We start from the raw sequence: 24,925 nt of genomic DNA on the forward strand, positions 1-24,925 counted from the left end.
GGTCGCACCGGGCTGCGAGGATCGGGGCATGACGGTCCTGCGCGAACTCGCCCTCGGCGCCCGCCTCTTCCTCCGCGGCTTCGGCACCTGGGTGCGCTCGCCCCGCGCGATGCTGCTGGGGGCGATCCCTCCGCTGATCGTGGGCCTCGTGTTCCTCGGCCTGCTCGTGCTCGTCGTGACCCGCGTGGGCGACGTCGTCGCCGCGCTGACCCCGTTCGCCGACGACTGGAGCGACACCTGGGCGTCGAACGCACGACTGGCGATCTCGATCGCGGCGGTCGGCGCCCTCGTCGCCCTCGGGGTCGTCGTGTTCGCGGCGGTCACCCTGCTGGTGGGCGACCCGTTCTACGAGCGGATCTGGCGCGGTGTCGAGGACGAGCTCGGCGGCGTGCCGGACGAGCGGGAATCCGGGTTCTGGGCCGGGCTGGCCCGCTCGCTCCGAGACTCGGCCGTGCTCATCGCGACGTCGCTGGGCATCGGGATCGTGCTGGTGCTGCTGGGCGTGATCCCGATCGTCGGCCAGGTGATCGGCCTCGTGGCGGGAGCCCTCGTCGGCGGTCGCGCGCTCGCCCTCGAGCTGACGGGCTTCGCCGGCGACGCACGCGGCATGGCTCTCGGCGAACGGCGACGGCTCCTCGGCGAGCGCCGGGCCGTGTCGCTCGGCTTCGGGATCGCCGTCTATCTCGCGTTCCTCGTCCCGGGCGGCGCGGTCATCGCCACCCCCGCTGCGACCGCGGGGGCGACGCTCCTCCTGCGCACGCTCCGGGGCGAGACGACCGAGCGCGTCGCCGCGTCCGGGACCCCCTGATCCGCTTGGCCGCCCGGCCGGGCGTCCCCTAGACTCCCCCCGTGCGCACGTCGACCCGAAGCCCCTGGTGGCCCGCCTCCTAGGCGGACCGACGCGCGAACCCCTCGCACACGACCGCCTCATCCGGGCGGTCGTTCTGCATGTCAGGGCCCGGGTGAGGGACACCCCGAACCAAGGACCACGATGACCTCGCTCCTCTCCCGCATCCTCTCCTCCGACGGATCGCTGCCGTTCGCCGTCGTGCTCCGGCAGGGCCGGTCCGAGGTGGACGTCTTCACCGGCGACGTCGTCGACGTCGAGGGGCTCGCCGACATCCCGCTGAACGGCGAGGACGTCCTCACCCTCGTCCCCTACCGCCAGGTGCGCGAGCGCGGGTTCGCCGCGAAGGACGACGGAGCGCCGCTGCGCAACCTGATCGTCCGCGAGCGCGAGAGCGTGCCCCTGGACGACGTGCTCCGCCTGCTGCCCGAGCGCGAGATCCCCGTCGAGGAGCGCGGGTTCGACGTGCCCGACGACGAGTACGCGGACATCGTGCGCCGCGTGATCGAGAACGAGATCGGCCGTGGGGAGGGCGCGAACTTCGTCATCAACCGCGCGTTCGTCGCCCACACCGACGCTCCCCCGGTCGAGGCGGTGCTGGCCTGGTTCCGCCGGCTGCTGACCGACGAGTCGGGCGCCTACTGGACCTTCGCGATCCACACGCCCGGCGTCGACGGCGCCCAGACCGTGACCGCGGTCGGAGCGACCCCCGAGCGGCACGTCTCGGTGCGCGACGGCGTCGCGATGATGAACCCCATCAGCGGCACGTTCCGCCACCCGGCCGCCGGGCCCACGGGCGAGGAGGTGCTCGCGTTCCTCGCCGACGTGAAGGAGAGCGAGGAGCTCTTCATGGTCGTGGACGAGGAGATGAAGATGATGAGCGCGGTCTGCCCGAACGGCGGACGCATCCTGGGCCCCTTCCTCAAGCAGATGTCGCGGCTCAGCCACACCGAGTACCTCCTCGAGGGGCGCACCGACCTCGACGTCCGCGAGGTGCTGCGCCTGACGATGTTCGCGCCCACCGTCACCGGCTCCCCGATGGAGAACGCCTGCGCCGTCATCGCCGAGTACGAGAAGGAGCCGCGCGGCTACTACTCCGGCGTCCTCGCCCTTTTCGAGCCCGAGGAGCACGGCTACACCGTCGACGCCCCGATCCTGATCCGCACCGCCTACCTCCGCCCCGACGGGCGCCTCACCGTGCCCGCGGGTGCGACCCTCGTGCGCCACTCCACCCCGGAGGGGGAGGTCGCCGAGACGCGCGCCAAGGCGTCCGGCGTGCTGTCGGCGCTCGGGCTCCTGCCGGGCCGGGCGGTCCCGCCGGCCGTCGACCTCAACGCGCAGCCCGGAGTCGCCGAGGCGCTCGAGGCGCGCAACGAGCGCCTCGCGTCGTTCTGGCTCCGGCCCCAGGCGCCCGAGCACATCGCCGGGCTCGACGGCCACACCGCACTGATCGTGGACAACGAGGACCAGTTCACGACGATGCTCGCGCACCAGCTGCGGCACCTCGGCATGGATGCCCGGGTCGAGCGCTGGTCGAGCGTGGAGGACGTGCTCACGGACGACCTCGTGGTGTTCGGGCCCGGCCCCGGCGATCCGCGCGACGGGTCCGAGCCGCGCATCGCGCGACTCCGGGAGCTGATGACCGAGCGGCTCGAGTCGGAGCGGCCGATGCTCGCCGTCTGCCTCAGCCACCAGATGCTCTCGCTGCTCGCCGGACTGCCGGTCGAGCCTCTGCCCGCTCCGCGGCAGGGCGTGCGCCTCGCCGTCGACGTCTTCGGCGAGGAGGCGGCGATCGGCTTCTACAACACCTTCTCGTCGGTGGCGGGATCGGGTGTCGAGCGCACCCCGCTGCTCGATCTCGAGGTGTCGGGCGACCCGGTCAGCGGAGTGGTCGACGCGCTCCGCGGCGAGCACGTCGCGTCGGTGCAGGGCCACCTGGAGTCGGTGCTGTCCTCGGACGGGCTGCGCACGCTCGAGCGCCTCGTGCGCACCGCGACGGCGCAGCCGGCTCGCGCATGAGCGACGTGCGGCTGATCGCGTCGGACGCCTACTCCCTGGAGCTGCGCTACGCGATCGCCGACAGTGTGCGGGCGGCGGCGGAAGCGGCCAGGGCCTGGCACGGGCGCGGCGACAAGGAGGCGGCCGACGCCGCCGCCGTCGCGGCGATGCGCGAGGTGCTGGCCGACGCTCCGTTCGACGGAGTCGTGGTGATCGGTGAGGGCGAGAAGGACGAGGCGCCGATGCTCGCGAACGGCGAGCGCCTCGGCCGCGCGACCTCTCCCTCGTGCGACGTGGCGGTCGATCCGCTCGACGGCACCCGGCTGACCGCCGAGGGGCTGCCCGGATCGGTCTGCGTGATCGCGCTGGCGCCGCGGGGCACGCTCTTCGATCCGCGCGACGTCTTCTACATGGACAAGCTGGTCTGCTCGGCGGCGGGTGCGGGAGTGGTCTCGCTCGACCGCTCCCCCGGCGACAACGCGCGGGCGCTGGCAGAGGCGCTGGGCAGGCCTGTGGAGGAGCTCGTGGTCGCGGTGCTCGACAAGCCGCGGCACGTCGCCCTGATCGCCGAGCTGCGCGGCGTCGGAGTCGCGCTGTCGCTGCGCGGCGAAGGAGACGTGTCGGTCGCGATCGAGGCGGCCGACCCCGACGGCGCGGTCGATCTGGTTCTCGGCATCGGGGGGACGCCGGAGGGCGTCGTCGCGGCGTGCGCCGTCCGTGCGCTGGGCGGTGTCATGGAGGGGCGGCTCGCGCCGCAGACGAACGGCGAGCGGGCGAACGCTCTGGCCGCCGGTCACGACCTGGAGCGGCTGCTGCGACTGGAGGACCTGGTCGCCTCGGACGACGTGCTCTTCGCGGGCTGCGCGGTCTGACGGCGCGGCCTGGAAGCAGAAGAACCCCGGCTCACGAGGAGCCGGGGTTCTTCCGGAACGTAGCGGGAGCGGGACTTGAACCCGCGACACCACGATTATGAGCCGTGTGCTCTAACCACCTGAGCTACCCCGCCGCGCGTTCTTCGCAGGCTCGACCTGCGGGGAACGGAGCCCCCTGTGGGAATCGGACCCACTACCTCTTCCTTACCAAGGAAGTGCTCTACCAATGAGCTAAGGGGGCGCACCTGCGGGCTCCGGCCCCGGGGGGCCTGCCCCTCTCGGGGCGTGCCCGCGATTTGGCACCGTTAGACAATAGCACCTCGCTGGAGGGGCGGTGACCGCGGTGGGGCAGGGTCCAGCCGGGTCGACAGCGCTCCGGACGCCATCCGCTCAGAGAGCCCGCTCCACCCGCCGCAGCTTCTTGGATCCGTCGTGGGAGTACTGCTGGAAGACGAGCGCCGGCGGACGGAACCCGAGCCTCCGGCCGAGGATCGACATCTCGAGCGCGACCGACCGCTCCACCTCGGCGTTCAGCGCATCGACCGCGACGGTGAGCTGCTCCTCGCCGGTCTGCACCACGCGGAACTCCTCGAATCCCTCGGCGTACATCATCGCCCGCACGATCAGGTCGGAGTAGACCCGGATCGGCTGTCCGTCCGGGCCGGGCAGGAGGAGGACGTCGTCCTCACGGCCCTCGATGCCGTCGAGGGCCGTGAGGGCGCTGCCGCAGGGGCAAGGGGTGGAGCGGCTGCGCAGGACGTCGTTCAGGCGGTAGCGCACGATCGGCTGCGCTCTCCGGGTGAGATCCGTCACGATGGGGATGAAGCGCCCGTCCCCGAGCTCTTCGCGTTCGACGGCGACGAGATCCTCGTTGAGGTGCAGCGTTCCGAGTGCGCACGTGTGCGCGAGGAATCCTTCTGTGCACTGATAGGCCTGATGGATCACCTCCTGACCGAATGCCGCAGCGATGACCGCCTCATCACCCGGTTGCAGGACTTCGGCGACCGAGACGACACGGATCGGATCGATGTCCAGCTCCCCCGCGCGGACAGCGGCGGCGAGCATCAGCAGAACCGACGGAGGAGCGACGAGGAGGGTGGGCCGGTACGCGCCGAGGCGGCGGACGTTCTCGGCCGCCTCGTCGTAGACGTCGAAGAAGCGGAAGGAGACGACTCGTGACTGCACCGTCTCGTAGAGCGTGTTGTCGGCCCGCAGGAAGAAGGCGATCCGCTGGCCGAGTATCCGTCCGGGCGGGAGGAACCGGGCCAGCACGGTCCCGGCCCAGCGCTCCCGCTCGCGTCGGCTCACGACGAACAAGCCCCGGTGCCCGCTCGTACCGGACGAGAGTCCGACGGAGACGCCGTGGAGAGTGGGAGTGAAGTCGCGGCTCCGCTCGCTCTCGAGGGCCAGCGCCAGCACGTCGTCCCGGCGCAGGCCGACCGTGTTCATCGCGTCGAAGGTCGCCATCATGACCGCTTTGTCCATCAGCGGGAGGCGCTGGAGTTCGAGAGGATCGCCGGGACGCTCCTGCTGCGCGGCGAGAGCCGTGAAGTACGGGGAGTGCCGCCCGAGGAAACGGAGGTGGCGGAGCAGCAGTCGTCGCTGGTGCGCCGCGAGTCGGTCGGGTGAGCGGAACCGCCGCGACCAGCGCGTCTGCGAGAAAGCGCGGAGGACTGTCAGAGCGGACATCACGGGATCAGCACCTTCGAGGAGTCGTGGTCGTGGCTGAAGCAGAGTGCGACGCCGGTGGACGACGTCCGACCGCAGCGGAAGCACTGCAGGACCGGGTCAGCCACGGAGCGCCCGGAAGTGAGCGCCGACCCGGGCGATCCCCTCACTGAGAGGGACTGACGGACGGTAGCCGAGCTCGGCGCGGGCCCGGGAGATGTCGAGCGTCTGCGCGTAGGCGAGCGTCGCGACCGTGTATCGGGTGAACGGCGGTTCGGCCCCGACCGGGGCGAGCGTGTAGATCCGCTCCAGCGCGACCGCTGCCGCACGCAGGACCCTCAGATCGACTCTCCGGTACCGCGGCACTTCTCCCATCGCGGCGAAGAACCGGTCCAGGAGCGCTCCGAAGGGCGTCGGCTCCCCGTTCGTGATGTTGTAGACGGAGCCGTGCGCGGTGGGGGTGTCCGCCGCGAGACGGAGGGCGGTGGCGGCGTTCTCGACGCAGGTCACGTCGACGAGGTTCTCGCCGTCGTCGAACAGCGGGATCCCTCCTCGCCGGCTCGCCTCGACGAGTCGAGGGAGGAGGCTCGGGTCGCCGACCCCGATCAGCCCGCGCGGTCGGAGGATCACCAGTTCGGGGATGCGGCCCTCGGCGTGAGCGGTCTGCAGCATCCGCTCAGCGGTGATCTTGCTGCGGATGTAGAGGCTCATCGTGTTGCGGGGGTCGACCTCGTCCTCGCGGACATCGAAGCGATGACGGTGCGCCGAGTAGATGCTCGGCGAGGAGACGAACACCATCCTGCGCACTCCCGAGCGCTCGACGAGATCGATCATGCGGCGCGTGCCGACGACGTTGTGCTCCTGGAAGTCCTTGCTCCGGGCCCACGGGCTCGACAGCGCAGCTGCGTGCACCAGCACGTCCGCGCGCACCGCCGTGGAGGCGAGCCCGTGCAGATCCCGTGCGATGGTCTCCAGTCGATGCGTTCGCGCGAGACGATCCAGCACGGCGGTGTTCCGTCCGGACGCGATGACGTCGTCACCGTTCGCCGCGAATTCGGACACCGCGTACCCGCCGAGGAATCCTGTGGCCCCGGTGATCAGGACCCGTCGATCCCCGGTCACGTCCTCCTCGCGGACGACGACGTGATCTCCGATGTCCGGACGACCGCAGGACGACACGAAGGGGATGAGCGTCCGCCCGATTCCTCGGCACTCGCCCTTGTGCATTCTCTCCGGACTGATCGGATGACATCCACTTCCGAGGACGCCTGTGACAATTCCGGTGACATTGGTCTCTTCTCTTGTGACCGATCGATGGACAAGCGCCCCGACTACTCCGGAATCACCCGTTGCACGCCTTTCCCGGGGACAGTCGACAACGGAGATCCTCGTGATGAGAGACGGTATCCGCACTTTACACAGCGGAAACGCGACCCTGCTATACAGATGATGCTTCGTCGCCCGTCAATTCGAAGCAGAGGGGCGACATCATGTCCGCGACACTGCCGATCCGCATTATGGGAACAGGTGAGGCATTGCCGGAGAGGGTCGTCTCCACAGCCGAAGTAGCGGCGCTCTGCGGTATTCCGACAGAAGAGGCGATCCGGCGGACAGGAGTCCGGACGAGGCATTGGCTCGCCGAGGACGAGGATCCTCTGGACCTGGGCGTTCTCGCCGCCCGGCGCGCCCTGGAGGCCTCCGGTGTGCGCGCCGAGGACGTGGACGTCGTGCTCAACGCCTCCGGAACCCAGCTCCAGGCCATTCCCGACGGCGGAGCACTCCTCGCCGCGGGCCTCGGCCTCACCGATGTGTTCGCGTACAGCCTCCACGCCACGTGCCTCTCGTTCCTGTTCGCACTGCAGGAGGCGGGATTCCTCATCGCGAGCGGCCGAGCCCAGCACGTCCTGATCGTCGCCACGGAAGGAGGCAGCAGGGGGATCGACTTCACCCAGGCCGAGAGCGCGATCCTGTTCGGAGACGCCGCCGCGGCCGTCGTCGTCGGCCCCGCACTCCTCGATGGTCAGGGCGTCGTCGCGTCGTCGTTCAAGACTCAGACCTCGGGAGTCCGTCACGCCGAGATCAGGGGCATGGGCTCCCGGATCCGCGTCGAGGAAGCAGCGGAGCGCTTGAGCGACTTCAAGTTCGACATGAAGGGCGGTCAGCTCCTCGTCGACGCCCTCCGTCATTTCCCGCGGTTCCTCGAAGGCGTGCGTCCCGGCCTCAGCAAGGGGACCCCGGGCATCGACCGCATCGTCCCCCATCAGACCAGCAAGGCCGGGATGGAGGGGATGGCGCGGCTCTGGGGTCGCGAGAAGATGATCGTCACCCTCGGCGAGGTCGGGAACACGATCGGGTCCGCGATCCCCCTCGCACTCCACCGCGCCCGGATCCAGGAGGGCGAGTCCGTGCTGCTCGTGGGCACCGGCGCGGGAACCCACTACGGCGCAGTGATCCTTCAGTGCTGACCGACCGGCCCTTCGTCCGACTGGAGGGCGTCTCGAAGTCCTACCGAACGGGAGGTCGCCGGGTCACCGCGCTCAGGCAGGCCGACCTCGACATCGAGCAGGGTCACTTCACCGTCGTCCTCGGCCCGTCGGGCTCGGGGAAGAGCACACTGCTGAATCTTCTCGGAGGGATGGACACCTGCAGCAGCGGGACCATCCGCGTCGGCGAGGAGACCATCTCGACGTACCGCGAGAAGAGCCTGACCGAGTACCGGCGGAATTCGGTGGGGTTCGTCTTCCAGTTCTACAACCTGATCGCGAATCTGACGGCGCTCGAGAACGTCGCTCTGGCCGCGTCGCTGACCATGGACCGCCGCTCGGCCGAGAGCCGCGCTGTGGAGGAGCTGGCGGGAGTCGGGCTGACGCACCGGGCGTCCAACTTCCCCGGCCAGTTGTCCGGCGGCGAGATGCAGCGGGTCGCCATCGCCCGAGCGCTGGTCAAGCGTCCGGCTCTGCTGCTCTGCGACGAGCCCACCGGAGCTCTGGACTCGAGAACGGGCGAGCGCATCATGACGCTTCTGCAGGCCACCGCCGCCGCCACGACGACCGCGGTCGTCGTCGTGACGCACGACCACCGGCTCGGCGGCACGGCGGACCGCTTGATCCGGTTGAACGACGGCGAGATCGTCAGCTCCGAGGTGAATCCTCACCCCGTTCCGGTGTCCGAGGCGATCGGATGATCGGTCTCCTGGTGACCAAGCTCCGGCGCGATCTCCTCCGCTACGGGAGCCAGTTCGTGTCGGTGCTGCTGATGTCGGCCCTGAGCGTGACGGTGTACGCCGGGCTGGAAGGCGCCTGGCGGGGCATGCAGGTCGAGATCGACCGCTTCGCCGCCGAGAGTGCTCTCCCCGACGCCTGGGTCCGCGCGTCCGCCAGCACCGCATCGGACGTCGCGGCGCTCACCCGCCTCCCCGGGGTCGTCGACGTCTCGAGCTCGACGACCTTCCCGCTCCTCCACGCTCGCGCCGACGGCACCGGCACGCTCCTCGTGACATCGTCCGGATCCACGTCCGTCAATCGTCCCCTGGTGACGGCGGGCGCGCCCGTGGATCCTGACGGCGAGGGCATCTGGATCGATGCGGCCTACGCGCAGGCGCACGGCGTCGTGGTCGGAGATCGGATCCAGCTGTCCCGCCCCGGACACGCCGACGCGCCGGTCGTGCGCGGCCTCGTCGTGGTCCCCGACGCGCTGGCCCTCACCGCGCCCGGTCTGATCGCTCCGGATTTCGACGACTACGCGCCCGCTCTGATGTCCGCCGCGGAAGCAGCCGACGCCTTCGGCATCGCGTTCACGGGCGACACGCTCCGCGTCGTCGGCGGAGCGGCGGAGGTCCAGGAGCATGCGCCGGACATCCTCGGCGAGCGCTACCTCGGTTTCTCCGATCGCACCTCGAACCCCTCGATCGCCCCCGTCTTCATCCGGGTCGGGCAGATCCGCGACGTCTCCGTGATGTTCAGCTCCCTCTTCGTCCTGGTCGCCCTGCTGGCGATGTCGACATCGATCCGCAGACTGGTCGAGATCCAGAGGACCGAGACCGCCACCCTCGGCGCACTCGGCCTCGGGCGGACGACGATCGGCCTCTCGTTCGTCGGCCTGTCCTCCACCGTCGTCGTCATCGGTGCCGCCGTGGGTGCGGCACTCGCTCCTGCGCTGTCCTCGTACGTCCTGGGCACGCAGCAGGAGGCGTTCGCCCTTCCGAACTGGCGCATCTCGTACTCCTGGACCACGCCGCTCCTCGCGCTCGGGCTCCTCCTCGCGTGCGCGGTCGCGGCCTGGGCGGTCACAGCCGGTGCGCGGTCCCGCTCTCCGGCCGTCGGGATGAGGCCGGCTGCGGAGCGCTCTCACCGCCTGCTGATCGAACGGTCGCCCCGGGCCTGGTCGCGGATCGGATTCGGGGAGCGGTGGGCTCTGCGGGACGCGGTCGGGAACCCGCTGCGCATCGGAGTCGGCGTCCTCGCCTCGTCCGGGTGCATGATGCTGCTCCTCGCCGGGTTTGGGATCCCCGAGTCGCTCTCGCACCAGGTCGCACGGGGATACGACGATCAGTACCGCTACGCCGACTGGGTCGCCGTGGCACCGGGTGCGACTCCGGAGCAGCTCGCTGCTCTCGAGACCGCGGCGGGCTCGGGACAGTGGGTGATGCAGCGCCCCTTCCGTTTCGACGGCAAGGACAGGACGGAGTACGTGCTCACCGTCCTCGGACCCGGCGACCTCTTCGTCCTCCGGGATGCGGACGACCGCGTCCTCGATCTCGGCGCGGGCGCGGCGATCACTCCTCGAGTGCGGGCGACGGCCGACGCGGTGATCGGATCGCCCGTGCGGATCGAGGTCGGAGGCGGGCAGACGGTGGACGTCTCCCTGGCGTCGACCGCCGTCATCTCACAGCCGCAGGGCATCCTCCTCACGCGAGCGGAGTGGACGGAGTCCGGCGGCGTCTTCGCACCGACCGCCTACCTGACTCGGAGCCCTCTCCCACCGGGCGCACTGGACGATTCCGCCGCTGCGACGACGACCCTCCCGCTCGGTCAGCAGCGCGCGAACGCGGAACAGGTGATCGCCAGCCTGGGCGGGGTCTTCACGATCATGAAGGTCCTCGCGGTACTCCTCGCGGTCGTCTCCCTGTACAACCTGGGAGCGCTGAGCTTCTCGGAGCGCCAGCGCTCCTACGCCACCTTGCGCGTCCTCGGGTCCCGCACTCGCGAACTCCGCCGCCTGGCCGGCACGGAGAACGCCCTCACCGCCGTGGTCGGATGGCTCCTCGGCATTCCGCTCGGCCTGTGGTTCCTCGCGCAGTACACAGCGCTGTTCAGCGACGACCGCGCCGTCTACGTGCCCCACGTGACGGCTCCGACACTCGTGACCGCCTCCGCCGTCACCTTGTTCTTCGCCCTCACAGCGACACTGCTCCTGACCCGGCGCGTCCGGCGGATCGAGATGGCCAGCGCACTGAAAGGCGTCGAGTAGACGTCGTCCTCGGCGCTCACCGAGCGCCGCGCGGCCCGCCGACGATGTCCGGGGAGGCGTTCCGTCCCGTTCCGGAGACGGCGCTCGATCGACGTCCGTCGACGCTGCACTCCTCCACCAGGACCGAGGCCCGCCTCCGCGCCGTTACGAGCGGCTCGCCGCGTCGAGGGAGGCGAGCTCGGCCTCGCCGAGGACGAGGGTCGCGGAGGCGACCAGGGCGGGGAGCTGCTCCATCACGCGGGCGCTGGCGATCGGCGCGACGACTCCGGGCTGCGAGCGGAGCCAGGCCAGCGCGACCGTCGCAACCTCGACCCCGTGACCCTCCGCCACCGCGTCCAGCGCGCCGAGCACCCGGCGACCGCGGTCGTCGAGGTACTGCGCGGCTCCGGAGGCACGGGGCGAGTCGGACGTCGTGCCGTCGCGGTACTTGCCGGTCAGGAACCCGGAGGCGAGGGCGTAGTAGGGGACGACCGCCAGGCCGTGCTCGCGGGCGAGCGGCAGCAGGTCGGCCTCGATGCCGCGCTCGACGAGGTTGTAGTGCGGCTGCAGGGCGACGGGCGCGTGCAGTCCCTCCGCCGCAGCGATGCGGAGCCACTCCGCGATGCGCTCGGCGCTGAAGTTCGAGACGCCGATCGCGCGCACCAGGCCCTCGTCGACGAGCTCCGAGAAGACGCGGGCGATGTCCTCCATCGCGACCGCGTCGTCGTCGAAGTGGGCGTAGTAGAGGTCGATGCGGTCGGTGCGCAGGCGCTCGAGCGAGGCGCGGGCGGCGGCGCGCACGGTGTCGGGGGCGAGGCCCTGGAACTCGGGGTGGCGGCTGACCTTCGTCGCGACGACCACGTCGTCTCGGTCCGAGCGGCGGCTCAGCCACTCGCCGATGATCGTCTCGGACTCGCCGCCCTTGTTGCCGGGGACCCACGCCGAGTAGGAGTCGGCGGTGTCGATGAAGTTCCCGCCTGCGGCCACGTAGCCGTCGAGGACGTCGAAGGAGGTCTGGCGTCCCGCGGTCCAGCCGAAGACGTTGCCGCCGAGCGAAAGCGGGAAGACCTCGATGCCGGAGTCGCCGAGCGGTGCGCGGGTGGAGGAGTCGTGGGCGGTGGGGGCGCTGTCGATCGTCATGATCCGATTCAACCCGCTGGGTGCGGGGCGCTCGCTCCTCCTCCGGCGCATGTGGAGCAAGCACTCAGGCGCCGAGCCCGCTCCGCTCTCAGAGGTGCTCGGGCAGCGGGTAGTCGGCGTAGGCGAAGCGGGACGAGTCGGGAGCCCAGCCGGCGACGTTGATCGTGCCCTGCCCGCCGAAGAGGCGCTCCACCAGGCGGCCGGGCTCGACGGATCCGGCGGGCCGGCCCGCGAGGTCCAGCAGGCGCAGCTCCACCGGGAGGTTCTCCGGGTGCCCGGCGGTGCCGTCCGGGTAGGCGAGCGAGAGCAGGAGCGCTCCGTCGGGAGAGACGTGCGGGAACCAGTCGACGGTGGCGGACTCGACGACGCGCTCGAGCTCGGAGCCGTCGAGGCGCATCCGGAACAGCTGGGCCCGACCTCCGCCACCGCGCTCGGAGTTGAAGTAGAGGACCTCGCCGGTCTCGTCGAAGTCGACCCCGTCGTCGGGGTGCTCGTCGGCGGTCAGCGCGGTGAGCGGGCCTCCCTCGGCGGGCATCGTGTACACGTTCGTGACCCAGCGGCCGGAGGCGTCCTCGCCGCCACCGATCAGGGCGAGCAGCGTGCCGTCGGGCGAGACTCCGTGGAGGTAGTGCTTGAAGCGCGCTCCGGGCGCCTCCTCCGTCAGCCGCCGCGCCGGCGCCGATCCGTCCAAGGCCACCGCGTACAGGTGACCGTCGCGCGCCGACACGTACGCGAGCCCGCCGGCGGGCGCGAGCACGTGGTCGTTGTTGAGCTCCTCCGGCACGCCGTCGAGCGGGACCGGCTGGAGCGTGCCCGAGTCGGCACCCTCGAGCGGCAGCCGGAACAGCAGGCCGTCGCCGTTGACGACGAGGAACGAGCCGTCGGGCGACCAGTTGGGCGCTTCGACGAGCAGAGTGCGCGACTCGAAGACGGTCGTCGACGTGCCGGAGGCGACGTCGTGCACACGGATCCGGCAGAGCTGATCGGGGAGGAGGGAGCGGGCCATGGCCCCACGCTACGGTGCGGCGGCGCACCGCGGCAGGAGCCCGGCGCTTCTCCGAGACCCCGCGACCCGTCAAGCCTCGCCGTACTCAGGTTCTGCGCCACAGCCCTCGGATACCCTGGACCTACGACTGCGCTGGGTACACCTTGGGAGGAACATGTGATGCTCCTCATCCTCGCGATCTCGTTCTCCCTCGCCGTCGTGACGCCCTGGATCGTCGACCGGTTCGGTCCGAAGACCTTCTACGCCCTGGCGGTCGTGCCCGCCGGCACCTTCGTCGCCACGGCCACCGCGCTCCCCGCGATCCTCGACGGCGGCGAGATCCGCGAGACCGTGCCGTGGATCCCCGCGCTCGACATCGCGCTGTCGTTCCGCCTCGACGCCCTCTCGGTCGTGCTGGCGCTCGTGGTCAGCGGAGTCGGCGCCCTCGTGCTGGCGTACTGCGCGTCCTACTTCTCGCGCGACGAGCCGTCGCTGGGCCGCTTCGCCGCTCTGCTCTCCGCCTTCGCCGGAGTGATGTACGGGCTGGTCACCGCCGACGACGTGATCATCCTCTTCGTCTTCTGGGAGGCCACGAGCGTCCTCTCCTACCTCCTGATCGGCCACTACAGCGGTCGCAAGGAGAGCCGCGGAGCCGGTCTCCAGGCCCTGCTCGTGACCACGCTCGGCGGTCTCGCGATGCTCGTCGGCGTCGTGATCCTCATCGTCGAGTCGGGCACCACGAGCCTCGCGGGCATCGTCGCCGCGGCGCCGTCCGGCCCGATCGTCTCGACCGCCCTGGTGCTGGTGCTGCTCGGCGCCTTCTCGAAGTCGGCGCTCGTCCCCTTCCACTTCTGGCTGCCGGCCGCGATGGCCGCGCCCACCCCCGTCAGCGCCTACCTGCACGCCGCCGCGATGGTCAAGGCGGGCATCTACCTGGTCGCCCGCCTCGCGCCCGGGTTCGCCGACGACTCCGTCTGGCTGCCCGTCGTGGTGAGCGTCGGCGTCTGGACCATGCTCGTCGGCGGGTGGCGATCGCTCCGCCAGTACGACCTCAAGCTCGTGCTCGCCTACGGCACCGTCAGCCAGCTCGGCTTCCTGACCGTGGCGGTCGGCTTCGGCTCGCGCGACGCCGCGCTGGCCGGGCTCACCCTGCTCGTCGGTCACGCCCTGTTCAAGGCGCTCCTCTTCCTCGTCGTCGGGATCGTCGACCACCGCGCGGGCACCCGCGATCTGCGCAAGCTCAGCGGGCTGGGCCGCCGAGCGCCGGTGCTCGCGGGGGCCGCGCTGCTGGGCGTGCTCTCGATGGCGGGAGTGCCTCCGCTGCTCGGATTCGTCGCCAAGGAGGCCGTGTTCACGAGCCTGATCTCGGCGATCGAGCAGGGCTCGGCCTGGGCCTGGGTGGCGCTGATCGGACTCGTCCTGGGCTCGATCATCACCGTGGCGTACTCGGCGCGCTTCTTCTGGGGCGCCTTCGCGCGCAAGAAGGGGCTGGAGGACACTCACCTGCACGCCGAGCCGTGGACCTTCACCGCTCCGCCGGTGCTCCTGGCCGCCGCGAGCGTCGTGTTCGGCATCGCCGCGTCGGTGCTCGACCCGCTGATCGCGGTCTACGCCGACACCCTCCCGTTCGGCGCTCCCGACGGGGACGCGGAGCTGGTCGCGGCGGCCGAGGAGTCGGACCACGGCGGCTACCACCTGGCGCTCTGGCACGGCTTCGAGCCGGCGCTCGCGCTGAGCGCCCTCGTGATCGCGATCGGCCTCCTGCTCTTCGCGAAGCGCGTCGCGGTCGCCCGCCTGCAGTCGAAGGTGCCCAACCGCATCGACTCGGCCGAGGGCTACTGGGCCACGGTGCGCTGGCTCGACCGCGTCGCCAGCACGGTGACCGAGTTCGTCCAGCGCGGATCGCTCCCCCGCTACCTCACCGTGATCTTCGCGGTCTTCGTCGTCGGAGCCGGCGGTGCCGCGGCGTTCAACCGCACCTGGCCCGATGAGCTGGTCTTCTGGGACACCCCGGGCCAGCTGGCGGTCGCCGCCGTGATGATCCTCGCCGCGATCCTCTGCGCGCTCGCCCGCAACCGCGTCGCGGCCGTGCTGCTGGCGGGAGCGACGGGCTACGGCATGGTCGCGCTCTTCGCGCTCAAGGGCGCCCCCGACCTCGCCCTGACTCAGGCGCTCATCGAGACGGTGACGCTGGTCGTCTTCGTGCTCGTGCTGCGCCGCCTCCCGACTCGGATCGCCGCGAAGCACCAGCCGATGCGCAAGCGCCTGCGCGCCGTGATCGGCATCTCGGTCGGAGCCGTCATGGCGGTCGTCGCGACCATCGCCCTCGGTGCCCGCACCGCGACTCCGATCTCGGTCGACCTCCCGCGCCTCGCCTACGAGGAGGGGAAGGGCCGCAACATCGTCAACGTCCTGCTCGTCGACATCCGCGCCTGGGACACGATGGGCGAGATCTCGGTCCTCGTCGTCGTGGCCACCGGAGTCGCGAGCCTGATCTTCCTCTCGAGCCGGGCCGGTGGCGCCCCGCGCCTGGAGCAGCCGGGCGCCGGCGACCGCCGCGAGCGCGCCAGCGACCTCACGGCCCCCGCGCCGCAGTCCGAGCAGTCCGCGGGCGAGGGCGATCGCGGCTCCTGGCTCGTCGCCGGGCGGACGCTCCGCCCCGAGAACCGCTCGATCGTGCTCGAAGTGCTCGTGCGCCTCCTGTTCCACCCCGCGATGATCGTGTCGGTCTACCTGCTCTTCACCGGCCACAACACCCCGGGCGGAGGCTTCGCGGGCGGCCTGCTCGCCGGCCTCGCCCTGGTCGCGCGGTACCTCGCGGGCGGTCGCTTCGAGCTCGGCGAGGCCGCTCCGATCGACGCGGGCAAGGTGCTCGGACTCGGGCTCCTCTTCGCCGTCGGCACCGCGGTGTCCTCCCTCTTCTTCGGACTCGAGGTGCTCGAGTCGAGCTGGCTCGACCTGTACCTGCCGATCCTCGGCGAGCTGCACCTGGGCACGTCCACCCTCTTCGACATCGGGGTCTACCTCATCGTGATCGGCCTGGCGCTCGACATCCTCCGCAGCCTCGGTGGCGAGGTCGACCGCCACGGCGAGGAGGCCGAGCAGGGCTCGCCCTCGGGCGACGGCGTCACCCACTCGACCGACAGCACCCCCGGCCCCGGCGCCGGCACGGTCGACGGGCTCGAGACGAAGCTCCCCACCGGATCCACGGTCGTCGGCGGCCCGGGACGGGGGGACGGCGCATGAGCACCACCCTCGTCCTCGTGGTCGTGATGGCCGTGATGTACGCCGCCGGCGTCTACCAGATGCTCGAGCGCAGCCTCACCCGGATCCTGATCGGCTTCGTCCTGATCGGCAACGCGACCAACATCCTGATCCTGCTGATGGCCGGCCGGTCGGGGTTCGCTCCGTTCGTGAACGACGGCCGCAGCTACGAGGAGACCGCGGAGGGGATGGCCGACCCGCTCCCCCAGGCGCTCATCCTGACCGCGATCGTGATCACGTTCGGCATCACCGCGTTCCTGCTCGCCATGATCTACCGGCGCTGGCGCCTCGCGAACGCCGACCAGGTGGAGGACGACGAGACCGACGCGTCGGTGCGCGCCGACGCCGCCGGCATCTCGGCGCAGACCACGGCCGACGACAAGGCCCTCGACGACCTGCTCGAGGCGAGCGACGAGGGCACGGCGGCCAGGCACGGAGAGAGCTCGATGAGCGACGACAGGAAGGAGGACCGATGAACGTGCTGATCCCCCTCGTCGTCACCCTCCCCCTGCTGGGAGCCGCGGTCGCCCTCGTCCTCGGCCGGCACCGCCGCGCCCAGATCCTCGTCAACATCGTGACGCTGTCGGCGGTCCTCGTGATCTCCTCCGTGCTGCTCGTGCTCGTGCTGACGAACGGCGACGGCGGCAGCGCCGTCTACGTGGGCGGCTGGGAGCCGCCGTGGGGCATCGTGCTGGTCGTCGATCCGCTCGCCGCGCTGATGCTCGTGATCACCTCGATCACGCTGCTGGGCGTCCTGCTGTTCTCGGTGGGCCAGGGCCTGGTCGACGGCAACCGCGAGACACCGGTCACGATCTTCCACCCGACTTACCTGATCCTCTCGGCGGGCATCCTCAACGCCTTCGTGGCGGGCGACCTCTTCAACCTCTACGTCGGCTTCGAGATCCTGCTGGCCGCGAGCTACGTGCTGATCACGCTGGGCGGCACCGCGCCGCGCATCCGGGCGGGCACGACCTACGTGGTCGTGAGCCTGGTCTCGAGCGTGTTCTTCCTCTCGGCCATCGGCCTGCTCTACGGAGCGACCGGCACGGTCAACATGGCGCAGCTCTCGATCCGCATCGCCGAGCTCCCCGCCGACGTGCAGCTCGTTCTGCACGTGGTGCTGCTGCTGGGCTTCGGCATCAAGGCGGCGGTGTTCCCGCTGTCGTTCTGGCTGCCCGACTCGTACCCGACCGCCCCCGCGCCGGTCACCGCGGTGTTCGCGGGCCTGCTCACCAAGGTCGGCGTCTACGCGCTGATCCGCACCGAGACGCTGCTGTTCCCCGGAGGAGACCTCAGCGCGGTCCTGCTCGTGGTCTCCCTCCTGACGCTCGTCGTCGGGATCCTCGGCGCGGTCGCGCAGGCCGACATCAAGCGCATGCTCTCGTTCACGCTGGTCTCGCACATCGGCTACATGGTCTTCGGCATCGCGATCGGGTCGCAGGCGGGCTACGCCGCGACGATCTTCTACGTCATCCACCACATCACGGTGCAGACCACCCTGTTCCTCGCGACGGGGCTCATCGAGCGCGTGGGAGGGACGACGTCGATCCTGCGGCTGGGCGGTCTGCTGAAGGCCTCGCCGCTGCTGGCGCTCCTCTACTTCATCCCCGCGATGAACCTCGGCGGCATCCCTCCGTTCACCGGCTTCCTCGGCAAGGTCGGCCTGTTCGTCGCCGGCACGGAGTCGGCGACGGAGCAGCCCTCGTGGCTGATCTGGGCGGTCATCGCCGCCGGCGCCGTCACCTCGCTGCTCACCCTCTACGCCGTCGCCCGCGTGTGGAACATGGCGTTCTGGCGCCGCCAGGAGGAGGTGCCCGGCTACGAGTCGCCGCTGATCGACCAGCTGCAGGAGGATCCGCACGACACGGGAACCGTCCGCACCCGGCATTCGCCGCCCATGATGGTGCTCGCGACCGCCGGCATGGTGCTCGTGAGCATCGCGCTCACCGTCGGCGCCGGGCCGCTCTACGACGCGAGCGAGCACGCCGCGGCCGAGATCGCCGATCCGTCGACCTACATCGCCACCGTGTACCGCGACTCGTCCTTCGGAGAGGAGGGCCCCCGATGAGCCCCCGCCGCCGCGTGGACATCTGGAACCGCGTCGCGATGTTCGTCACCCTCGTCGGCATCTGGGTGCTGCTCTGGGACGACGTCTCGGTGCTCTCGATCGTCTCGGGCTTCCTGATCGCCCTGCTGATCACCCGGGTCTTCTACCTCCCGCCCGTCGAGTTCTCGAACCGCATCAACCCGTGGTTCGTGCTGCTCTTCCTCCTGCGCCTGCTGCTCGACATCGCCAGCGCGTCCGTGCGCGTGTCGTGGCAGATCCTCACCCTTCCGGTCCCGGTGCACAACGCGATCGTGGCGGTGCACCTGCGCAGCCGCTCCGAGGGCATGCTCGTCTGGACCACCGAGGCGGTGTCGCTCGTCCCGGGCTCGCTCGTGATCGACGTCGACCCGCAGCAGAACGTGCTCTACCTGCACGTCCTCGGCGTCACCCACGACGAGGGCGAGCGGATCGAGGAGGTGCGCCGCACGGTGCTCCGGACCGAGGCGCGCATCGTCCGCGCGATCGGCTCGAAGGAGGACGTCGCACGCGTGAACCAGCCGCTCGGCGAGGGTGCGGGGGTGCTCCGATGATCGACTGGCTCGTCTGGATCCTCGTGCCCGTGTTCGGCATCGCGTGCGTGCTCGCGCTGGTGCGCATCCTCCTCGGCCCCTCGGTGCTCGACCGCGTGGTCGCGGCGGACGTGCTGGTCGCCACGATCATCTGCGGGATCGGAGCCGAGATGGCGGTCAACCGGCACGCCACCACCCTCCCCGTCGCCCTCGGCCTCGCGCTCTTCGCCGTCTTCGGCTCGATCAGCGTCGCCAAGTTCATGGCCAACCGCGAGGAGGACTGACATGGACCTCGTGCTCGACGTCCTCACCGCCGTGCTGCTCCTCGCCGGCGGGCTGCTCTCGCTGGTCGCGGCGATCGGGCTGATGCGCTTCGACGACCTGCTCTCGCGGATGCACGCGGGGACCAAGCCGCAGGTGCTCGGCCTGATCTGCGTGATGCTGGCCGTCGCGATCCGGAACCCCGGGTTCGCCGCCGCCGGCACGATCATCCTGGTGATCGGGTTCCAGCTGCTGACCGTGCCGGTCTCGGCGCACATGGTCGGCCGCGCCGCGTACCGCGCCGAGGCGGTCTCGACCGGGTACCTCGTGGCCGACGAGCTCGCCGAGGCCGTGTCGCGGGCCGATGAGCAGGCGCGCACGACCACGGGGCCGGAGTCGGGTCACACGTCGGAGGAGGCGGCGCGGACCTCGCGCGCGCCGCAGCCCGAGGACGAGGACGGGCCGGCGGCGACGGCGTAGGCCGGGTCTACGACGGCTCGAGCCCGGAGCGGGGCCTCGAGCAGGCGCCGAGGCGTTCAGCGCAGGAGCGCCGCTCCGGCGGCCGGTGCTCCCGCAGCGCCCATCATCGAGCGTGCCGCGAAGCCGCCGATCGCGAGGGTCGCGGCGAGCAGGCCGCCGAGCAGGAGCACCAGCAGCGGCACCACCCAGAGCAGGGCGCGGCGGCGGCGGGCTCTGGCCTCGTCGGGAGTCTCGTCGGTCACCCGTCGACCCTACGACGTCGTGCACCACCTGCCCGCGAGGGGTGCTCTATCCTGGCCGCATGCCCCTCGAATCCCCTGTTTCCGGCGCGCCCGCGAACGAGCCGGTCGTGTTCCCCGCCGACTCGCCGAGCACTCCGGGCTCCGAGTGGTGGCGCTCCGCCGTCATCTACCAGATCTACCCGCGGTCCTTCGCGGACGCGGACGGCGACGGCATCGGCGACCTCCCCGGCATCACCGGCCGCCTCGACAGCCTGGCCGAGCTGGGCGTCGACGCCATCTGGCTCTCGCCCTTCATGACCTCCCCGCAGAACGATGCGGGCTACGACGTCGCCGACTACTGCGACGTCGATCCGCTCTTCGGCACCCTCGCCGACTTCGACGCGATGCTCGCCCGCGCGCACGCGCTGGGCATCCGCATCATCGTCGACCTCGTGCCCAACCACTCGTCCAGCGCGCACCGCTGGTTCCAGGAGGCGCTGGCGGCGCCCGCGGGCAGCGCCGAGCGCGCGCGCTACCTGTTCCGCGACGGCCGGGGCGAGACCGGCGAACTGCCGCCGAACAACTGGGAGTCCGTCTTCGGCGGCCCGGCGTGGACGCGGATCACCGAGCCCGACGGCGCGGCCGGCCAGTGGTACCTGCACCTCTTCGACACGTCGCAGCCCGACTTCGACTGGACGAACGAGTGGGTGCGCGAGCGCTTCCGCGAGGTGCTGCGCTTCTGGCTCGACCGCGGAGTCGACGGCTTCAGGGTCGATGTGGCGCACGGCATGATCAAGGCCGACGGCCTGCCCGACTACACGCCGCCCGCCGACAGCGGCTCCATGGGCGGAGTGGCGCCGGCCGACGACCCCGACCCCGAGACGGCCCCCTACTGGGCCCAGGACGGCGTGCACGAGATCTACCGCGACTGGCACGCGCTGCTCGCCGAGTACCCGGCCGACCGCGTGCTCTGCGCCGAGGCGTGGGTGCAGCCTCTGCCGAAGCTCGCCCGCTGGGTCCGGCCCGACGAGATGCACCAGGCGTTCAACTTCGCCTACCTCGAGACGCCGTGGGCCGGTCCCACCCTGCGCGACATCATCGACTCCTCGCTCACGGCGTTCGCCGCGGTGGGCGCCCCGTCGACCTGGGTGCTCTCGAACCACGACGTCGTGCGCCACGCGAGCCGCCTCGCCCTCACCGCCGACAACCCGCAGGGCTACGGCATCGGCCCGAAGTCCGCCGGACTCCCCGACCCGGTGCTGGGTCTGCGCCGCGCCCGCGCCGCCACGGCGCTGATGCTCGCGCTGCCCGGCTCCGCCTACGTGTACCAGGGCGAGGAGCTCGGCCTGCCGGAGGCGATCGATCTGCCGGACGAGTCGCGGCAGGATCCGACCTGGTTCCGCACGAAGGGCGAGCGCTACGGCCGCGACGGCTGCCGCGTCCCCCTGCCCTGGGAGGCCGGGGCTCCCGCCTACGGCTTCAACACGTCGGGCGACTCCTGGCTGCCGCAGCCCCGCGACTGGGCGCCCTTCGCCCGCGACGCGCAGCGCGGAGTCGAGGGGTCGACCCTCGAGCTCTACCGGGCGCTGCTCGCCGAGCGCCGCGCGTCGCGGCTGGGCGAGGGGTCGATCGAGTGGCTCGACGGGTACCCGGAGGAGGTCGTGGCGTTCCGGAACGGAGGCGTCACGGTCGTCGCGAACACCGGCTCCGAGCCCGTGGAGCTGCCGGTCGGCACGGTCGTGCTCTCCTCCGTGGAGCTGCACGAGCCGGCGCTGCCGGGCGACACGACGGTCTGGCTGCGCACGAGCTGACGGCTCGGGCAGGTCCGGCGCCTGCACGCTCTGCGGGCGTCCGTGCGATCTGCAGGCGTCCGTGCGATCTGCAGGCGTCGGTGCGATGTGCAGGGCTTCCGCGGTCGAGCGGAGGAGTCTTCGCGGCTGAGCGCGCTCTCACGCTGCGAAGGCCTGCAGATCGTACGAATACCTGCACATCGCACTCGCGTCCGGTCACGGTACCGGCCCAGCGGCCGGGCCCGGCTCCACCGGCGGTCAGCGTCCGGCGTTGGCCTTCAGCCAGAGGTACGAGTCGACCTTCGTGACCCCGTCGATCCGGATCTCGAAGTGCAGGTGCGGTCCGGTCGACATGCCCGTGCTGCCGACGAGTCCGAGGAGCTGGCCGACCTTCACCGGGTCGCCCTCCTTCACCGCGGCGGTGCCGTGCTGCATGTGGGCGTAGACGCTCGAGATCAGCTCGCCGTCGATCTCGTGGTCGACGATCACGTGCACGCCCAGCGAGCCCTCGCCGTCGATCACGGTGCGCACGACTCCGTCGGCGATCGCCTGGATCGGCGAGCCGTTGCCGGGGTTGAAGTCCGTGCCGCCGTGGTTCACCGAGCAGCCCGCGCAGTTGCGGTAGCCGAAGCGGTCGCCCACCGGCACTCCGACGGCGAAGGGCCACTGGATCGAGGCGTTCTGGTCGTTCGTGAAGCCGGCGTCGGAGGTGCGGACGATGGCCGCGACGTCGGTCTGCGTCTTGCGCTCCTGGACCCCGAAGCCGTCGCGCGCGACGGTCTCGGCGCCGACGGCCCCGGCGACGAAGGACTGCGAGCCCTCGCGCAGGTCGACGCCCGGAGCGAGCACACCGGTCAGGTTCTGCGCCTGGACGTCCTCGGCGGTGAGGAGGGAGGTCGCCGGCAGCGAGGTCGCGGCGACGATGGCGGCGACGAAGGACAGGGCGACGAGCCCGCCGACGCGGGTGCGCGGCGCGGGTCGGAGGGGGTCACCCGGGGAGCCGGCACAGGAGCGGGGGCGCGGGTCGCAGCGGCACGCGCCCGGGCGACCCGGCGCTCGGCGTCGAGCAGGTCGGTGGCGACCGGAGCGGCGGTGTCGGTCTCGGCGGCCACCTCGGCCGCGAGGGCCTGAGCCCGCTCGCGCTCGCGCAGCGCGCGTCGGGAGAGCGGTGGGGTCGATTCGCCGGGGGTCGATGCGGACGCAGCGGGGGAGGGCGAATCGGGGCTCACGAAATCGGGATCTTCCGTCGGGGACAGGCGGACGAGGCGCACTCCGTCAGGGGCCGGACGGCGTCTCGGGTCTTCGCGAGGGCATCCTGTGCGAATGTCACGAATTCATAAAGGATACCCACGGACTACGGAATCCGACCAGAGCGGTCGATGCAGAGGCACGATCCGAGCGTCGGACGCCGCTGCGACCACTGCTCCGTTGCGTGCCCATTCACACGCATGCATCGACTCCGCACTCCGACCGGTCTCGGAGAGCGCTCACACCTCGTCGGCGCGCAAGCGGCGGAGCAGAGGCTCGAGCTCGCCGAACAACGGGTCCGGCGCCGCGATCAGCAGGTCGGAACTCGCCGGACGGCCGTCGAAGCCCTCGACGCGCACGCCCGCCTCCTGGGCGATCAGCACGCCCGCCGCCTGATCCCACGGGTTCAGCCCCCGCTCGAAGTAGGCGTTCAGCTGACCCGACGCGACGGCGCACAGATCCAGCGCCGCCGAACCGATCCGGCGGATGTCGCGCACGGACCCCAGCAGCTCCTGCACCACCGCGCCCTGGCGCATCCTCCGCGCGGAGTCGTAGCCGAAGCCCGTCCCGACCAGCGCCAGAGAGAGCGAGGCGGGCGCGACGGCGCGCAGCACGGCTCCGTCCCGCGAGGCGCCGCCGCCCTGGGAGGCCGCGTACACCTCCCCGGTCGACCCGTTGACCACGGCGCCGGCGAGCGCCGTCCACGTCCGCGGATCCGGCTCGCCCTCGACGACCGCGATGCTGACCGCGTAGGACGGGATGCCGTAGAGGTAGTTGACGGTGCCGTCGATCGGATCGACGACCCAGGTCAGCCCGCTGGTCCCGCCTCCGCCGCCCGACTCCTCCCCCAGGAAGCCGTCGTCGGGACGCGCCTCCTCGAGACGTCGTCGGATCAGCTGCTCGACCTCGCGGTCGGCGGCCGTGACCACGTCCTCGGGCGACGACTTGGACGCCGCGATCTCGACGCCGTCCTCCCGCCGCTGTCGGGCGAGGTGCGCCGCCTCGACGGCGATCGAGCGGGCGATGGCGAGGAGGGAGGCGTGGGCGCTCATGGCTCCAGCCTAGGAGCCGGACAGCAGAACGCCCCGTGCACCTGAGGGTGCCGGGGCGTTCCGCGGAGTGTGTGGCGAGTGAGGGATTCGAACCCCCGAAGGCTACGCCGTCTGATTTACAGTCAGATCCCTTTGGCCGCTAGGGTAACTCGCCGAGGCGCACCCGACCGGGAATCGTGCTCTCGACCGAAGGCGCTGGACAAATATACCCGCGGGGCCCGACGATCGGAAATCGGCGCCTCACTCCGCCGCCGCGGCGTAGCGGGACGCCGCCTCGGCCACCTTGCCCGCGTAGCTCGTCGCCGGGTTGTAGGCCGCGATCGCCGCGCGCCAGCCCGACTCCGTCGACAGGTCCCCGCCGGCCTCGCAGAGGTAGCGCGCCGCGGTCACCGCCTGCTGGTCGACGTTCTGCGGATCCCAGCCGCTGGAGGCCCACCGCATCCACGTGGCCGGGATGATCTGGAGCGGACCCATCGCGCGGTCCACCTCCGGGTCGCCGTCCAGCGCCCCTCCGTCGTTGTCCTCGACCCGGTCGAACTCGGTGCCGTCCAGGCGCGGGCCGTAGATCGGCTCCGCAGCACGGCCGTCCTCGCCGAGCGCGCTGCCGAAGATGGTGCCGTGCCGGCTCTCGACGTAGCCGATGCCGGCGAGCGTCGCCCAGTCGAGGCTGCAGTCCGGATCGACGGAGGAGGTGAGGAGCGCGGCTCCCGCATACGCGGTCAGCGCCCGCTCCGGGATCCCGCTCCCCTCGGCGGTGCCGGACAGCCACTCCGGGCTGGTCAGGAAGCGCACGGGAGTCGCGGCCGTCGCGTCCGAGTCCTCGAGCAGAGCGGGATCGAGTGCCGCGGGAGCCGGTGCCGCGGGCGGGACCGTCACCACTCCCCCCTCGTACTCGATCGTCGACGTGGTGGCGGCGCTGCAGCCCGCGAGCAGCGCGCCGACGAGCGGCAGCAGGAGCAGGGCGGGGAGACGGCGCATCCTCCAGTGGTACCAGGACAGCCTCCGCGGACGCCCCGCACCGCCCGGGAGTCCGCG

Annotated in this window: 21 protein-coding genes and 3 tRNA genes; 13 read left to right on the plus strand and 11 right to left on the minus strand. The window is 71.3% G+C overall.

Annotated features, from left to right (window positions below; genetic code table 11):
* Positions 1–28 precede the first annotated feature (28 nt).
* The 3 genes from C1I63_RS00870 (at position 29) to C1I63_RS00880 (ending at position 3,717) form a co-directional block, all read left to right on the plus strand.
* Entirely contained in the window at positions 29–808 is a 780-nt protein-coding gene (locus C1I63_RS00870) for an EI24 domain-containing protein (RefSeq protein ID WP_055790586.1), read from the plus strand.
* A 183-nt stretch (positions 809–991) separates the two neighbouring features.
* The gene (locus C1I63_RS00875) at positions 992–2,866 is read left to right on the plus strand and encodes an anthranilate synthase family protein (RefSeq protein WP_107573410.1); all 1,875 of its coding nucleotides are present in this window, start codon (positions 992–994) and stop codon (positions 2,864–2,866) included.
* A complete protein-coding gene (locus C1I63_RS00880; protein WP_107573411.1) occupies positions 2,863–3,717 on the plus strand; it encodes a class II fructose-bisphosphatase family protein in 855 nt (284 codons plus the stop codon). Before C1I63_RS00875 ends, C1I63_RS00880 begins: the two co-directional genes overlap by 4 nt.
* Positions 3,718–3,777: 60 nt before the next feature.
* On the opposite strand, the gene C1I63_RS00885 is transcribed toward C1I63_RS00880, so the two are convergent.
* The 4 genes from C1I63_RS00885 to C1I63_RS00900 all read right to left on the minus strand — a co-directional run bounded on the left by C1I63_RS00885 (position 3,778) and on the right by C1I63_RS00900 (position 6,507).
* Positions 3,778–3,851, minus strand: a tRNA-Met gene (locus tag C1I63_RS00885).
* Between the two features lie 35 nt (positions 3,852–3,886).
* A tRNA-Thr gene (locus C1I63_RS00890) sits at positions 3,887–3,958 on the minus strand.
* 149 nt (positions 3,959–4,107) lie between these two features.
* A complete protein-coding gene (locus tag C1I63_RS00895; protein WP_107573412.1) occupies positions 4,108–5,406 on the minus strand; it encodes a F390 synthetase-related protein in 1,299 nt (432 codons plus the stop codon).
* Between the two features lie 99 nt (positions 5,407–5,505).
* Positions 5,506–6,507, minus strand: coding sequence for an NAD-dependent epimerase/dehydratase family protein (locus tag C1I63_RS00900; RefSeq protein ID WP_211315537.1), 1,002 nt, complete (start codon positions 6,505–6,507; stop codon positions 5,506–5,508).
* A gap of 581 nt (positions 6,508–7,088) precedes the next feature.
* Here C1I63_RS00900 and C1I63_RS00905 point away from each other — a divergent pair.
* The 3 genes from C1I63_RS00905 to C1I63_RS00915 are packed head-to-tail and all read left to right on the plus strand — an operon-like array spanning position 7,089 to position 10,854.
* On the plus strand, positions 7,089–7,850 hold the full coding sequence (locus C1I63_RS00905) for a 3-oxoacyl-ACP synthase III family protein (RefSeq protein ID WP_211315538.1): 762 nt from the start codon (positions 7,089–7,091) through the stop codon (positions 7,848–7,850).
* On the plus strand, positions 7,844–8,569 hold the full coding sequence (locus C1I63_RS00910) for an ABC transporter ATP-binding protein (protein ID WP_211315539.1): 726 nt from the start codon (positions 7,844–7,846) through the stop codon (positions 8,567–8,569). Before C1I63_RS00905 ends, C1I63_RS00910 begins: the two co-directional genes overlap by 7 nt.
* The gene (locus C1I63_RS00915; protein ID WP_107573415.1) at positions 8,566–10,854 is read left to right on the plus strand and encodes an ABC transporter permease; all 2,289 of its coding nucleotides are present in this window, start codon (positions 8,566–8,568) and stop codon (positions 10,852–10,854) included. Before C1I63_RS00910 ends, C1I63_RS00915 begins: the two co-directional genes overlap by 4 nt.
* A gap of 144 nt (positions 10,855–10,998) precedes the next feature.
* Here C1I63_RS00915 and C1I63_RS00920 read toward each other — a convergent pair whose 3' ends face one another.
* On the minus strand, positions 10,999–11,973 hold the full coding sequence (locus C1I63_RS00920) for an aldo/keto reductase (RefSeq protein WP_107573416.1): 975 nt from the start codon (positions 11,971–11,973) through the stop codon (positions 10,999–11,001).
* Positions 11,974–12,061: 88 nt separating this feature from the next.
* Positions 12,062–12,979 (minus strand): TolB family protein, encoded by a 918-nt coding sequence (locus tag C1I63_RS00925; RefSeq protein ID WP_107573417.1) that lies wholly within the window; start codon positions 12,977–12,979, stop codon positions 12,062–12,064.
* A 159-nt stretch (positions 12,980–13,138) separates the two neighbouring features.
* Here C1I63_RS00925 and C1I63_RS00930 point away from each other — a divergent pair, with 159 nt between their 5' ends.
* From C1I63_RS00930 to mnhG, 6 genes are read left to right on the plus strand one after another with little or no spacing between them, the layout of a single operon-like run.
* Positions 13,139–16,204, plus strand: coding sequence for a Na+/H+ antiporter subunit A (locus tag C1I63_RS00930; RefSeq protein WP_107573418.1), 3,066 nt, complete (start codon positions 13,139–13,141; stop codon positions 16,202–16,204).
* A complete protein-coding gene (locus C1I63_RS00935) occupies positions 16,201–16,698 on the plus strand; it encodes a Na(+)/H(+) antiporter subunit C (RefSeq protein WP_055790568.1) in 498 nt (165 codons plus the stop codon). The genes C1I63_RS00930 and C1I63_RS00935 overlap by 4 nt, the downstream gene beginning before the upstream one ends.
* Complete coding sequence (locus C1I63_RS00940) at positions 16,695–18,290, plus strand: Na+/H+ antiporter subunit D (RefSeq protein ID WP_107573419.1); 1,596 nt, start codon at positions 16,695–16,697, stop codon at positions 18,288–18,290. The genes C1I63_RS00935 and C1I63_RS00940 overlap by 4 nt, the downstream gene beginning before the upstream one ends.
* Entirely contained in the window at positions 18,287–18,859 is a 573-nt protein-coding gene (locus C1I63_RS00945) for a Na+/H+ antiporter subunit E (RefSeq protein ID WP_107573420.1), read from the plus strand. The genes C1I63_RS00940 and C1I63_RS00945 overlap by 4 nt, the downstream gene beginning before the upstream one ends.
* Positions 18,856–19,122 carry an MrpF/PhaF family protein gene (locus tag C1I63_RS00950; protein ID WP_170116282.1) on the plus strand — a complete coding sequence of 89 codons (267 nt, stop codon included), beginning with the start codon at positions 18,856–18,858 and terminating at the stop codon, positions 19,120–19,122. Before C1I63_RS00945 ends, C1I63_RS00950 begins: the two co-directional genes overlap by 4 nt.
* A 1-nt stretch (position 19,123) precedes the next feature.
* Positions 19,124–19,579, plus strand: a complete 456-nt coding sequence (mnhG, locus tag C1I63_RS00955; protein WP_082481217.1) for a monovalent cation/H(+) antiporter subunit G — start codon at positions 19,124–19,126, stop codon at positions 19,577–19,579.
* 56 nt (positions 19,580–19,635) lie between these two features.
* On the opposite strand, the gene C1I63_RS00960 is transcribed toward mnhG, so the two are convergent.
* Positions 19,636–19,821 (minus strand): hypothetical protein, encoded by a 186-nt coding sequence (locus C1I63_RS00960; RefSeq protein WP_107573421.1) that lies wholly within the window; start codon positions 19,819–19,821, stop codon positions 19,636–19,638.
* Between the two features lie 59 nt (positions 19,822–19,880).
* On the opposite strand from C1I63_RS00960, the gene C1I63_RS00965 reads away from it, so the two are divergent.
* A complete protein-coding gene (locus C1I63_RS00965; protein WP_107573422.1) occupies positions 19,881–21,611 on the plus strand; it encodes a glycoside hydrolase family 13 protein in 1,731 nt (576 codons plus the stop codon).
* A gap of 237 nt (positions 21,612–21,848) precedes the next feature.
* Here the strand turns inward: C1I63_RS00965 and C1I63_RS20240 are convergent, their stop codons facing one another.
* From C1I63_RS20240 to C1I63_RS00985, 4 genes are all read right to left on the minus strand, one after another.
* Positions 21,849–22,439: a M23 family metallopeptidase gene (locus tag C1I63_RS20240; RefSeq protein ID WP_170116283.1), complete on the minus strand. Its 591-nt coding sequence runs from the start codon at positions 22,437–22,439 to the stop codon at positions 21,849–21,851.
* A gap of 638 nt (positions 22,440–23,077) precedes the next feature.
* Positions 23,078–23,890: an inositol monophosphatase family protein gene (locus C1I63_RS00975; RefSeq protein WP_107573424.1), complete on the minus strand. Its 813-nt coding sequence runs from the start codon at positions 23,888–23,890 to the stop codon at positions 23,078–23,080.
* Positions 23,891–23,962: 72 nt separating this feature from the next.
* Positions 23,963–24,044 (minus strand) — tRNA-Tyr (locus C1I63_RS00980).
* Between the two features lie 86 nt (positions 24,045–24,130).
* On the minus strand, positions 24,131–24,868 hold the full coding sequence (locus C1I63_RS00985) for a lysozyme family protein (RefSeq protein WP_107573425.1): 738 nt from the start codon (positions 24,866–24,868) through the stop codon (positions 24,131–24,133).
* Between the last annotated feature and the right edge of the window lie 57 nt (positions 24,869–24,925).

This window comes from Rathayibacter caricis DSM 15933 (assembly GCF_003044275.1).
Taxonomy (GTDB): Bacteria; Actinomycetota; Actinomycetes; order Actinomycetales; family Microbacteriaceae; genus Rathayibacter; species Rathayibacter caricis.